This is a genomic window from Thermosipho sp. (in: thermotogales), from assembly GCF_020054775.1.
Lineage (GTDB): Bacteria > Thermotogota > Thermotogae > Thermotogales > Fervidobacteriaceae > Thermosipho > Thermosipho africanus.
In genome coordinates this window covers 1-13,034 of the sequence record NZ_JAIHAP010000052.1, presented here as the reverse complement: position 1 = coordinate 13,034, position 13,034 = coordinate 1, and the positions used below count along the sequence as shown (strand labels likewise).

General features: G+C 31.6%; 15 protein-coding genes and 1 pseudogene. 5 read left to right on the top strand and 11 right to left on the bottom strand.

Going from position 1 to position 13,034, the window contains the following annotated elements; translation table 11 throughout:
• Positions 1-189 precede the first annotated feature (189 nt).
• From JG780_RS08220 to glgX, 4 genes are read left to right on the top strand one after another with little or no spacing between them, the layout of a single operon-like run.
• Complete coding sequence (locus JG780_RS08220) at positions 190-858, top strand: thioredoxin family protein (protein ID WP_287570053.1); 669 nt, start codon at positions 190-192, stop codon at positions 856-858.
• Between the two features lie 12 nt (positions 859-870).
• Positions 871-1,509: a cytochrome c biogenesis CcdA family protein gene (locus tag JG780_RS08215; RefSeq protein WP_004101765.1), complete on the top strand. Its 639-nt coding sequence runs from the start codon at positions 871-873 to the stop codon at positions 1,507-1,509.
• 24 nt (positions 1,510-1,533) lie between these two features.
• Positions 1,534-1,959 carry an OsmC family protein gene (locus JG780_RS08210; protein WP_004101763.1) on the top strand — a complete coding sequence of 142 codons (426 nt, stop codon included), beginning with the start codon at positions 1,534-1,536 and terminating at the stop codon, positions 1,957-1,959.
• Position 1,960: 1 nt separating this feature from the next.
• The gene (gene glgX / locus JG780_RS08205) at positions 1,961-4,147 is read left to right on the top strand and encodes a glycogen debranching protein GlgX (RefSeq protein ID WP_012580193.1); all 2,187 of its coding nucleotides are present in this window, start codon (positions 1,961-1,963) and stop codon (positions 4,145-4,147) included.
• Here the strand turns inward: glgX and JG780_RS08200 are convergent.
• Entirely contained in the window at positions 4,120-4,770 is a 651-nt protein-coding gene (locus JG780_RS08200; RefSeq protein WP_004101762.1) for an SDR family oxidoreductase, read from the bottom strand. The genes glgX and JG780_RS08200 overlap by 28 nt on opposite strands.
• Complete coding sequence (locus tag JG780_RS08195; RefSeq protein WP_004101760.1) at positions 4,767-6,005, bottom strand: L,D-transpeptidase family protein; 1,239 nt, start codon at positions 6,003-6,005, stop codon at positions 4,767-4,769. Before JG780_RS08195 ends, JG780_RS08200 begins: the two co-directional genes overlap by 4 nt.
• A gap of 145 nt (positions 6,006-6,150) precedes the next feature.
• On the opposite strand from JG780_RS08195, the gene JG780_RS08190 reads away from it, so the two are divergent.
• Positions 6,151-6,684 (top strand): hypothetical protein, encoded by a 534-nt coding sequence (locus tag JG780_RS08190; protein ID WP_012580191.1) that lies wholly within the window; start codon positions 6,151-6,153, stop codon positions 6,682-6,684.
• On the opposite strand, the gene JG780_RS08185 is transcribed toward JG780_RS08190, so the two are convergent.
• The 9 genes and pseudogenes from JG780_RS08185 to JG780_RS08145 all read right to left on the bottom strand — a co-directional run.
• Complete coding sequence (locus tag JG780_RS08185; RefSeq protein WP_287570049.1) at positions 6,681-7,754, bottom strand: hypothetical protein; 1,074 nt, start codon at positions 7,752-7,754, stop codon at positions 6,681-6,683. The genes JG780_RS08190 and JG780_RS08185 overlap by 4 nt on opposite strands.
• Entirely contained in the window at positions 7,751-8,422 is a 672-nt protein-coding gene (locus JG780_RS08180; RefSeq protein WP_004101754.1) for a rhomboid family intramembrane serine protease, read from the bottom strand. Before JG780_RS08180 ends, JG780_RS08185 begins: the two co-directional genes overlap by 4 nt.
• A gap of 9 nt (positions 8,423-8,431) precedes the next feature.
• On the bottom strand, positions 8,432-8,773 hold the full coding sequence (locus tag JG780_RS08175; protein WP_004101751.1) for a YbaB/EbfC family nucleoid-associated protein: 342 nt from the start codon (positions 8,771-8,773) through the stop codon (positions 8,432-8,434).
• A gap of 12 nt (positions 8,774-8,785) precedes the next feature.
• Positions 8,786-9,844 carry an FAD:protein FMN transferase gene (locus JG780_RS08170; protein WP_287570047.1) on the bottom strand — a complete coding sequence of 353 codons (1,059 nt, stop codon included), beginning with the start codon at positions 9,842-9,844 and terminating at the stop codon, positions 8,786-8,788.
• Positions 9,817-10,800, bottom strand: a complete 984-nt coding sequence (amrS, locus tag JG780_RS08165; protein WP_287570046.1) for an AmmeMemoRadiSam system radical SAM enzyme — start codon at positions 10,798-10,800, stop codon at positions 9,817-9,819. The genes JG780_RS08170 and amrS overlap by 28 nt, the downstream gene beginning before the upstream one ends.
• A 60-nt stretch (positions 10,801-10,860) precedes the next feature.
• A complete protein-coding gene (locus tag JG780_RS08160) occupies positions 10,861-11,355 on the bottom strand; it encodes a GNAT family N-acetyltransferase (protein ID WP_287570045.1) in 495 nt (164 codons plus the stop codon).
• Entirely contained in the window at positions 11,345-12,112 is a 768-nt protein-coding gene (locus tag JG780_RS08155) for an ABC transporter ATP-binding protein (protein WP_287570043.1), read from the bottom strand. The genes JG780_RS08160 and JG780_RS08155 overlap by 11 nt, the downstream gene beginning before the upstream one ends.
• Positions 12,109-12,525, bottom strand: coding sequence for a type II secretion system protein (locus JG780_RS08150; RefSeq protein WP_012580185.1), 417 nt, complete (start codon positions 12,523-12,525; stop codon positions 12,109-12,111). Before JG780_RS08150 ends, JG780_RS08155 begins: the two co-directional genes overlap by 4 nt.
• Positions 12,526-12,539: 14 nt before the next feature.
• Positions 12,540-13,034: pseudogene (locus JG780_RS08145) on the bottom strand (DNA polymerase III subunit beta); the annotation flags it as partial.

Sequence of the window (13,034 nt, the reverse complement as noted above, 5' to 3'; positions counted from 1 at the left end):
GTGCGTTGAAATACAGAAGTCCGCGGGAGGTATATGAAGAATATCTAAGTTTTACAAAAGTTTCGTAATTTCTGTCCAATTTTTCGGGGTGCATTACATATGGCTTTTAAATTTAAGTTTAGCTGCCCTTTAATTAAATTTTTCAAAAAAATCGGGATGAAAAAATTAAAAGTGAAAAGGGGTTAAAATATGAAAAAATTTATCTTTATCTTTTTAGTATTAGCTACTATGATTTCTTTTTCGTATGATTATACCATGTATGATTTAGGAATTGCACACAAAATTTCAGTGATTGAAGACAAACCATTAATAATATACTTTTCTTCACCAAGTTGTGTCTATTGTAAAAAATTTGAATCAGAAGTACTTTCTGATGAAAAATTTCAAGAACTTTTAAAATTATACTACACCTTTGTAAAAATTGAACCCAGCAACATCAAAACAAAATTCCTTGAAAATGAATATACCAACAATGAACTTTTTGGAGCATTCGGTGTAAGAGGAACTCCTACATTTGTCTTTTGGTACAAAGATGCTGGTATAACAATGGTACCCGGATTTATGCCTCTTGAAGATTTTCTAAACGCTTTAAATTACATACTTAAATACGTATACGAAGATTATAGAGAAGACTTTCAAACCTTTCTTGATAACAAAGAATCATTCAATCCTAAAACAAAGGTTATAAACATATCAAATACTGATGCTGATTTTGTATTAGCACACGACAAAAATGCAAAAAAATATACAAGCGATCAAAAAATTGAAAAAGGTACTGTTTACCTAGTTTATTCTGAAGAAGATTTAGAAAAATTAAAACAATCAGGTGTCTTTAGAATTCTTTTTGTAAATGAGTAGGTGGTTTAATATATGTTTTATAAAGACGTAAGTATATGGATCGCTTTTTTGCATGGGATATTATCATTTTTTAGTCCATGCGTTTTACCTTTAATACCTGCCTTTTTAGGTGTTTTATTTACCGCAAAAAATAAATTTTTAAAACTTTTTGGATTTTTCATTGGTTTTTCAGTATTTTTTTCAATTATTGGTATTTTTTCTTCTGTATTTGGAATTTTCTTTTCAAAATACGGAACAGTTATAAATTATATTTTAGGTACAATTATTATTGTAATGGGAATACTATATATGTCTAATAAAGAAATAGTAAAACCAAAGAAAATTAATGTCTGGAATTTTAAAGGCGGTAGTCTTTTAACTGGAATACTTATGGGAGCAGCTATAGGCTTAATTTGGATTCCTTGTAGCAGTCCAATCTTAGGATCAATCTTGACTATAGCAACAACCGTCAATCCGTATAAGGGAGGGCTTCTTCTATTTATATACTCTTTGGGTATTTCTTTACCTTTTTTGACAATTGGCGCACCAATATCCAAATTACTTACAGGTGGTTTTGGAACACCTAAATGGGAAAAGATTTTAAAAATATTTGGTGGAGTTTTTTTAATAATTCTTGGTATTTTAATAATATCTGGAAAAATGGTGGTATAATATTTTTGAAAGGAGTGAAACTCTATGCCAAATGCATCAATGAACTGGTATTCTGGAATGCTGTTCTACAGCAAAACTACTTCAGGACATGATTTAATTCTCGATGCAAATGATACTGTCGGTGGCAAAGATGCAGGTGCAAGACCTAAAGAACTTATTCTATACTCTCTTATGGGCTGTACCGGAATGGATGTTGTATCTTTGCTAAGGAAAATGAGAGTAATAGACTCTCTTGAATCGTTTAGAATGGAAGTAGATTTTGAAGTAGCACAAGAACATCCAAAGGTATACACTAAAATACACTTAAAATATATTTTTAAATTCAATGGTGAACCTCCAAAAGACAAAGTTGAAAAAGCCGTAAATCTCTCACAGGAAAGATATTGTGCAGTTTCAGCAATGCTCAAACAAGTTGTACCAGAATTTTCTCATGAGATAATTTACGAATAATATGGCTGATTATCCTTTGCAATATAATAATCCTGATTCAAGTGTTAAATTAAAAACAAAAAGAGGATATCCGAGATTAGGTGCAACCCCGGACGACACCGGGGTTAATTTTGCTGTTTTTTCACGTCATGCAGAAAAAGTAATACTAGAACTCTATCAAAACTACTATGATGCAACACCTTCACATAGATTTGAACTTGATCCTAACTACAACAAAACGGGAGACATATGGCATATATATGTATATGGGGTTGGTCATGGTCAATACTATGGTTGGCGAGTATACGGACCATATGATCCAGAAAATGGAAAAAGATTTAACCACCACAAGTTATTGGTTGATCCATATGCAAAAGCTATTTCCAGCTCCTTTGATTGGGATTCTTCTTCTGTATACGGTTACGATATAAATTCTCCATTAAGAGATCTTTCTTTCTCTAAAGAAGATTCGGCAGTTAGTCCAACAAAATCAATTGTAATAGATGATTCAAAATATGATTGGGAAGGCGATAAACAACTTCATATTCCATGGGAAGACACTATAATATACGAAATGCATGTAAGACTCTTTACAATTAGTCCCACTTCAAAGGTAAAATTTCCTGGAACATTTTTGGGAATAATCGAGAAACTAGATCACTTAAAAGAATTGGGTGTAACAACTATTGAATTAATGCCTATTTTTGAATTTAACGTTAATTCAATAGATAGGATAAATCCAATCACCGGCGAAAGACTCAAGGATATATGGGGGTATAATCCTCTGGGCTTTTTTGCAGTTACTGGAAACTATTCGGTTGGTCTTAAATTAGGCGAACAGGTATTCTTATTTAAAGATTTTGTTAAAGAACTTCACAAAAATGGTTTTGAAGTGATCTTGGATGTAGTATATAACCATACAGGTGAAGGAAATGAGTTAGGCCCAACATTAAATTTTAGGGGATTTGACAATGAAATTTACTATATGCTTGATCCTAATAACAAAAGATACTATCTTAATTATTCAGGATGTGGAAATACCCTAAATTGTAATCACCCAGTTGTTAAAGAACTTATTATCGACAGTTTAAGATATTGGGCAACTGAAATGCATGTAGATGGTTTTAGATTTGATTTGGCAGCTGTTTTGGGGCGGACACCAGATGGAAGATGGATTGGAGATTTTTCACTCCTTAAAGATATTGCCGAAGATCCCATATTGCATGGTTTAAAACTAATTGCAGAAGGTTGGGATGCTGCTGGTGGTTACTTTTTAGGAGAATTTCCAGAAGGTTGGGCTGAATGGAACGGACAATATAGAGACACGGTAAGAAAATTTGTAAGGGGCGATGAAGGAGTATTAATAGAACTCGCAAAAAGAATTACTGGCAGTCAAGACCTTTACGGTAAAAAAAGGCCGCACGCAAGTATAAATTTTATTACATGCCATGATGGATTTACAATGAGGGATTTGGTAAGTTATAACCATAAACATAACGAAGAAAATGGTGAAAATAATAGAGACGGTGCTGATGAAAATTTCAGCTATAACTATGGATTTGAAGGTGAAACTGATGATCCTAAAATTAACGAAATAAGAAAAAGACAAGTAAAAAACTTCATAACCATCCTTATGGTATCACATGGAACTCCCATGATATTAATGGGCGATGAAATTTATCGAACACAACATGGAAACAACAATGCATATTGTCAAGATAATGAAAAAACTTGGCTTGATTGGACTCTTAAAGAAAAACATCAAGACATTTTTAGATTTTTTAAAAAAATGATTGAATTTAGAAAAAAACATCACGCATTAAGGAGAAAACATTTCTTTACCGGTAGGGATCTTACAGGAGATGGTATAGCAGATATTTCCTGGCACGGTGTAAAACCTTTCCAACCTGATTGGGGGTATTACTCACATTCCATAGCTTTCATGATAAGTGGTAGCGACTTTTTGTGTAAAGATGCAAAAGAAGATAATGACATATTTGTCATTCTAAATCAATGGAGAGAACCATTAACTTTTACGCTTCCAATTTTACACGGAAAGACATGGTATAGAGTTGTAGATACAGCTAAACCTTCACCCTACGATTTTCTAGACTCACCCGAGCAAGTTGGATTTGTTTATACAGCAGAACCAAGAAGCTCCGTGGTTTTAATAAGTATGCCTCACCATGGAAGCGATTTTCCCGTATAATCCAAAAAGACTCCACTTTCTTCTACATTTTCAATAATATCCATAATTCCCTTTGCAGATTCTTCAGGCATTACAGGAGCTTCTTTCCCTCCCATATCTGTCTTTACCCATCCAGGATGTACAGATATGACTTTAATGTCCTTAAGCTTACTTGATAGTAACTTTGTAACCATATTTAAAGCGGCCTTTGAAACTGAATAAGAGTAACTTGTAGTACCGCCCAAAAGAGCTATTGAACCAAGAATTGAGCTAATATTTATAATTTTCCCACCACTTTTTAATTTACCGGATTTATATAGTCGTTGGCTCAAAAATAATGGTCCTAAAGTATTTACCTTAAATGTATTAAGAAAATAATCATATTCAAGGTTTTCAAAACTATCTTTATACAAAACGCCTGCATTATTAATCAAAGCATCAACTTCTACTGAAAGCGTTTCAACAAATTTTTCAATTGAATCTTTATCAAGCAAATCAAGAAAATAAACACTAACCCTATTATTATCAATTTTTATCATTTCTGGTTTTCTAGTAGCAGCTATAACCAAATGTCCTCTTTTTAAAGCTTCCTGTAATAATGCATATCCTATACCTCTATTCGCCCCTGTTATTAGAATATTCATGAGCTTTCACCTTCCTTATTTCTTATTTTCTCTTTGAATGATAAAAATTCTGGTATTTGTGAAATATCTTCAGGAAAATCTTCAAAACTTTTTATTACTAAAACTGGGCTTCCCAAGTCCACAAATGCATCCAATGCTTCTACATCAAAGTTAAACATCCTTACACACCCATGAGATATTCTCCTTCCAATTTCCCAAGGCTTAGTTGTTCCATGTATACCGTAGGTAGGGTTTGAAAGTTGTAAAAAACGAGTACCTAAACCATTAATTGGGGAACGTGGTGGAATATACTCCCCGTACCAATATAATGCTGGATCAATTTGTTTATTCAAAATCCAGTATATTCCAGGAGGCATAGAATCACTTCTACCTATTGCTACCGGAAAAACTTTTACAAGTTTTCCTGCATAGTAAACAGCTAATCTCGATGTTGAAAGATTAACAACAATGCTAGTCAAACCTTCGGTAAATTGTACTGTCCCAATCTTTAATTTCATACCAGAATAAATCTTATCAGGATTTTCAAGGTTATTAATTATTTGTAAATCTGCTGTTCTCACACCATATTTTTTTGCAATTTCCCACAATGTTTCACCTTTTTGAACAATATGAGTGGAAATTATACTTGACACATACGGAGTAAAATCACCTCGTAAATACGTAGTAAAACCATTTAAAGTAAATAAATCATACGAAATTGTTTTGATTTTTCCACTTGGCAGTTTTATTTTTAGCGAAAGTACATTTTTTAATTCATTTCTCTTTTCTTTCGTATATAATACATATCCTTTACTTGTTTTAAACAAAATCATATTTTTTCCATCAATCGTGCCAGAAATAAGCTGATAATCTGTAGAAACTTTCACATTTAAAGATAAATCTTCAGGATTAGTTACTACTTTAATTGAAATATTCTTCTTATATTGGTACAGATCTAATATAGGGCCCGATATTGTACCAAATACAGTCTGACCAAGTTTATTTTTACCAACTATTATTGGTATAACCCATCTAAAAAGTCCATCATCAAATTCATATAAATCATTACCTTTATATTTTGCTCTGATAAAACCTGTTGGCCCATAAAGATAAACTTTTGGTTTTTGAGATGCATCATAATAGGGTTTAACAATCAAAGTAACCCCTGTCGATGTAACTGTATCTACTTCTACTAAATGAGCTGCATGTAACAAAATGACAACAAAAATGAGTGAGATTGTTATTATTTTTTTCATATCTTAATTATATCATACCTTTCCGCCATTTTAGTTAACATTTGTATTTAAATTGTTCTCAATTTGTTTTCTTATATAAACAATTGTAAATCTATTTTATATTATAATTACTCTGCAATAACAAAATTAAATGGAGGTAGAAACTATGAAAAATAGATTGTTATTCACCCTTTTATTAATTCTAAGTGCAGGTATACTATTTGGTAATCTATACACTGATGCATATAATTATACATACAAAGTTGCTAAATACTACGGAGTAAATGATGAAAGAGCAAAAGTAATTGCACAAACAGTTGCAGAAGAATATGAAAAATTTCCACAAGTCCCTTATCAAATATTTGTGGCAGTTATAGTCTCAGAAAGTGGATTTAAAAATTTGTATGGTGATAGTGGTCACGCGGTTGGTTACTGCCAATTACACGAATCTGCAACGGATTATGTTGCACTATTTTTCCCGGAAATAAAACATATTCTTTCAAAAATATCACACGATGATCTAATTAAATTCCCAGCTCTTCAAATTAGGATAGCCTATAGATACTTATACCTCATTATGAAAAACATTACAAATTACAATATAATAAAGGCTCTAAACTTTTGGAACAACAGTGATAAATATTATCTTAGAGTGTTTGATACATTAGTGTTTATTGACAGCATCGCTATGAAAAATTAATCCCTATCCTCATCATATTCAATATGTATTGTTTGTGTGTTATGAGATAATAAAATTACATAGTCTTGCTTTTTTTCAACAATTTCAGCATTTGTTTTTAAATTATTAATATTTCTTCCATTTATTCTTATTTTATATTCACCTCTTCCCTTCAAATACAACGTAGCCGAAATTTTTCTTCTATTTGCAAATGCAACTGAGCTATCTATACTCCATTTATACCAATTTTCCCACGACGGGCCAAGAAAAATCTCCGTTTCTTCATCAACATCTTTGATTATTGTAGTATCAATCGGAACTTCTTTTCCCGATAAACTCGACCAAATTTGAACTTGACCAGAGGGAATCTGTTTTGGTGATTTGACATATACAACTCTTTGGCATGGTTGCCAATCGACTGAATTAAATCCATTTATTGATACAAAATTGTAATCTTTTCTTTCAACCGAAAATTTATCCATAAGGATTGTTTTTCTATTTTTTAAATCCTTCATATTTCCAAGAGTAAAGATCTTTTTGCCTTGCATATTGTAGACTTCTTTTTCATAAAGCATAGCACGGGTTGATGTAGTATAATAGCTACTTTCTGGCTCTGAAACTACTATTACAAAACCCTCTTCAATATCCGCATATAATTTTAGAAATTGATACATTTCATTTTCTTTCAATATATAGAAAAACTGGAAACCACCATCAATCGTAAATGTTGCTGTAGAAGGACTTGAATCTATAAATATTCTTCTGATTTCATTGTTTTCTTGAACTATTTCAAAAAGCCTATCATTAATAAATTTATATTTTTTGCCATCCTTACTAATAAAAATTCCATCTCTTAGTTCACAATCTTTTAATACAAAATCTTCATCTTCAACAAGTTTAACTTTTTCAACATATTCATATGTTTTAACATACCAAGATGATTCCACGCCCAAAACTTCCCAGGTTGAAGGTATAACTTCTCCGTTTTTTATTTGTTTTACTAACACCCCATAATTTGGATAAATGAGTACAACTTCAGAAAATAAAAATAACGGCAATATGAAGAAAATCCACAAAAAAATTTTTTTCATCCTATCACTCCCCAAATTATGAGAGAAATATATGATACAACAACAAGCAAAATTAAAATCCACATTATAACTTTCCAAATTTTCCTTACTTTCCAGGAATAATCATACAGTGGGATCATATATCCCAATAACATCCCCGTTAAAAAACCACCAATATGTGCCGCGTTATTAATATTTGTCCCCGGCATAATACCAAAAATAATGTTAATAACAATCATTGGCAAAAGTGCACTCCCAGTAATAGGCTTTAGCGAATAAGGAGTATCTTTTCTAAAACCTGCAGCAAACAACACACCAATTAGACCAAATATTGCCCCACTGGCTCCCACGGAAAATGAGTTATAATAAAAAATTTGAGTTGCTAAATTTCCTACAATTCCACTTAAAAAATAAAACGTTAAAAATTTTTCAGTTCCATACACATTTTCCACAATTCTACCAAGAAAAAATAGTGCATACATATTAAATATTAAATGAATAAAACCTCCATGAACAAACATGGAGGTTACTATTCTAAACCATTGTCCATGTGAAACAAGAGGCCCATATTGTGCTCCAAACATAAGATATAACACAGCCTCATTTGGAATAAAAAACTTAAATATCTCGATTAGAAAAAGTATAAATACGTTGACAAATATAAGATAATAAAAGCTTTCTCTTTTCAAAATTTCACCTCAAAAACCAAATGGTAACAAGTTTTGAGTTACTTTTGCCATTTCCTCTTCCCTTATCTTTTCTATCTTTTCCATTAACTCATTAATACCAGCTGTTAATAAATCCTTCAATGTTTCACCATCGCTTAATAAATCCTCATCGATTTCAATATCTTTAACTTTTCTATCAGCTGTTGCTAAAATTTTAATAGCCCCACCACCAACACTAACTTCTACTTCTACATTTGAAAATCCTTCCTCAACTTCCTGAAGTTTTTTTTGCATCTCTTCCTGAAGTTTTTGTAGTTGATTCATAGACTTACCTGAAAGATTCTTTCCGCCAAAACTTTTTAACTTCTTCATCAGACAACCTCCTTAATATGTTTTTTCATAATATTCAAAGCCGTCGGTTTTCAAATATTCAAATTCAGGCGTAACCAAAAATACTTCAGAATCATACTTTGGAATAATAGTCCTTGTATAAATCCAATCTTTTTTGCCAAACACAAAAGCCGCAGTCGAAAATACATCAGCCTTTATCGCATCATCAGATACAACCGTTGCACTAATGGCACTATCTGCAGGATATCCTGTTTTACTGTCTATTAGGTGGTGATATCTTTTCCCATCAACGATAAAATATCTTTCATAATCTCCACTTGTCGCTACTGCACCACTTTTCAAATATATATAGTCTATACTATCGTTACCCCTTGGGTTTCTTATACCTATAATCCAATATTCTTTGCCAAATTTTGGCCCAAGTATCCTTATATCTCCACCTGCTTCAATAAAACCTGTACAATTTGGATCTGCTTGTTTTGCAATTTGATAAGCCCTCTCAAGTGCATATCCTTTTACAATTCCTCCCAGATCAAACCAAACTCCGTTTGTTTTCACAGCCTTCTTTTTATAATCAATTTCTACAAGCTTTGCACCTGAAAGTTTCAAAGCTTCTTCTATATCTTCTTTTCTAGGAACTACTAAACTACTAGCCTCTTTTTCAGAGAATTTTGAAAATCCCCATAAATTAATTACTCTTCCAAGAGTTGGGTCAAATGCAAAATTTGTCTTTTTTGCATATTGCAGCGAGAGATCCAAAATTGCAAAAGTTTCATCATCAACTTCTACCCAATCATTACTATGATTTATTTTGTAAATAATAGACTCTTCATTGTACGCATCAAATTTTTTGGTTATTCTATCAAGCTCATTAAATATTTCTTTTGATAAAACAGATGGATTTACACTAGTAGATATTCTAAGTTGAACATAAGTCCCCAGAGAAAAAGTCTCAAAAGTTTCATACTTCATGTTTGGCTTAAAAAATACCGCAACAATAAGAATAATTGCAACAATTACTACAATTAATACTGTAGATATCAAAGATAATTTTGTTAATTTATTTATGTCACCACTACTTTTCTTCCGCATACTTTGCAATATCCTCCTTCTGTAATGTTTTTTATATCAACATTATAACCTTCTCTGTAAATCAATTGTGTTCCACAATCTGGACAAAAAGTACTTTCATATCTTGGCTCAAAGACATTACCAATATAAACAAAATTTAAATACTCTTTTGCAATACTATATAATTTTTCCAAGGTTTCAATAGGTGTCGGCGGTATTTCATATTTATACGCCGGAAAATACCTTGAAAGATGTAAAGGTATATCTTTATCAATTTTTGCTAAATCTTTAAATTCTTGAATTAGTTCTTTTTCGTCATCATTTTTCGTAGGTATAACAAGTGTGGTAACCTCAACATGAACTCCACGATTCTTTGCAGTTTCTATAACCTTTAAAACTTGACTATAACTTCCTCCCATTTCCTTATAAAACTCTTCATTACTCCCTTTTAAATCAATATTCATAGCATCAATACTCTGAAGTAAAACATTTAGTGGTTCAAATTCAATATACCCATTTGTAACAAGAACATTGTATAATCCTTCTTTATGTGCTATTCTAGACGTATCAAGAACAAATTCATAGCTTACTATAGGTTCATTGTAAGTATATGCAATTCCATTTGAGTTTCTTGTTTTTGCTATTTCCACAATTTGCGAAGGTGTAACAGTTTTAACAGCAGGCTTTACTTGAGAGATTTCCCAATTTTGACAAAAACCACATGAAAAATTACAACCCCATGAGCCTATCGATAAAATTTTACTCCCTGGTCTAAAATGAAATAAAGGCTTTTTTTCAATTGGATCCATTGCAATTGATGAAATCTCGCCATAATTTATTGTATAGAGTATTCCATTTTCATTTTTTCTTGTTTTGCAAAATCCAATTTGTCCATCAGATAAAAAACAATGTCTAGGACAAAGTCTACAGACAATCCCATTATCCCCTTCATCAAAAAAAGTTGCCATTTTCTTCATATTAACACCACCCTGAGATAATTATAACATATCTTCAAAAAAAAATAGGCCGATTTTGGCCTATTTTAAATCTTCTATTGCTCTCCAATAATCTTCATAAAGCATTGAAAATCTCAACACATCCCAATACTTTCCTTTGAAAAACTTCGCCTGACGTTCCATCCCTTCCTGTAAAAATCCACATTTCTTTAATACAGAAATAGTATCTTTTTTATATTCGACCACCTTTGAATAAACTCTATTTAAATTCAAAACTTCAAAAGCATATTTTAACATCAACCTTACAACTTTAACTTCAACATCATTTTCAATAGCTTCATTCCAAAAAATCCTTATACAAGCACTTCTATTAACCCAATCTATGTTGTAAAACTGTGCAATTCCAGCACTATCCCCTTTAAATTCAATTTGAAAGGTTAGTGTGTTAACTTCATCTTTAAACAAATCAAAATTTACCTCTTCAGCAGAAAAATCTTTAAATTTCATATCTAAAAAATTTTTTAATTCCTCGTCAGAAATTCTTGTTAACTTTAAAGTCTTTTCATTACTTTCCATTCTCTAATCCTCCCAAATATTCTCTAATCCCAACACTTCTGATATGAACTTTATCTTCAAAATTTTTTAAATCTTCTATTCTCACAAGTTTTGTTTCTTTATCCTTTGCAAGGGTAACATAAACAAATCTTTCATACTTCATCCAAAAATCTTCGACTGATCCAAAGAATACCTTTACACCTTTGTTTAATATTAACACTTTATCACAAATTTTTTCAATCTCCTCATCATCATGGGTCACATACAATATTGTTTTTTTATTCATCTTTAATTCTTTTATCCTATTTAAAATCAGTTTTTTTGATTCTGCGTCAAGACCACTAGTTGGTTCATCAAGAAGAACGATATCAGGATTAATCAAAAGTGCTATCGCCATCGACAACCTTTGCTGCAAGCCCTTTGATAGCTCCATGGGTCTTTTCTTTAAATGTGATGATAACTGAAAATATTCTATTTCTTTATCTATCTTTTCCTTGCTAACATTACGTATACTTGCAAAGTAACCAATATTTTCCTCAAGTGTTAATTCAGGGATAAGAACTGGTTTTTCAGGAATATAAGATATCAAATTAGAATTGAGCTTTATTTTACCACGTGTTGGCCTTATTATTCCAGCAACCATTTTCAAAATCGTACTTTTCCCACAACCGTTCCTACCAATAATCCCAATAACTTCTCCATCCAAAGCTGAAAAACTAATATCCTTGACAACCCAATCTTTTTTGTATCTTTTACTTACACTAAAAAGCTCTATCATTGCAAACTAACCTCCACGTACAATTCACCGTCATCGTTTTGTTTTACTGCAGGATATGCACTTTTTACAAGTATCGGATCAATATCATTATTAGTATACTTTATCAGATATTTTTTATCTTTATCATCATAAACTACCTGATATCCCTTTGTAGATAAATCAACATTAATAAATCCTTTATTGTAAAGTTCAAAAAGTATATTTTTTCCTGACAATGCTGTAGGATTAAACTCGTCAGGATATAAAAGTAAAGCCTGTTCAAGAGCACTATTAACATTTCTTAAATTCATTGCAACTTGAGTTGCCTTGGCTTTGGCCACAGATCTTAAAGCAACTGGAGTTGCAACAGATAGTAATGCAGAAATAACAGCTAAAACAATCAAAAGTTCTATTAAAGTAAAGCCTTTTTTCACTTTTTAACTCCTCCTTATGCCCTAACAGGCAAAACTATATATAGATATTCCCCAACATTTTTAGAATTTATCTGCATTGGACTAAGTTCATCAACAAAGTTAAAAACAACTTCTTCTTCCTCAATCTTTTTAACCGCTTCATTTAAAAACCTTGGATTGAAATTAATTGTAATGTCCTCTCCTTCTTTTTCAATAGGAATTTCTTCTATTACTTCTCCATATTCGGGGCTTTGACTACTGAGTTCCAATGTATCATCCAAAACTTTTAACTGAACTTTGTCTGTTCCCCTCTTTGCAATGATCATTGTTCTTTTTAAACTCTCCAAAAATTGATCTTTATTAAAAACTATCCTTGATTTAAATGCTTTTGGAAGCACGCGCTTATAATCAGGGAATACTTCCTCTACAACCCTCATTATAACTGTTACATCTCCGGCATTAACAGCAAGTTTTTTGTGATCAAAATTTATAGTCAAAACTGGTTCATCTGTTTCCTTAATTAGGTTTTC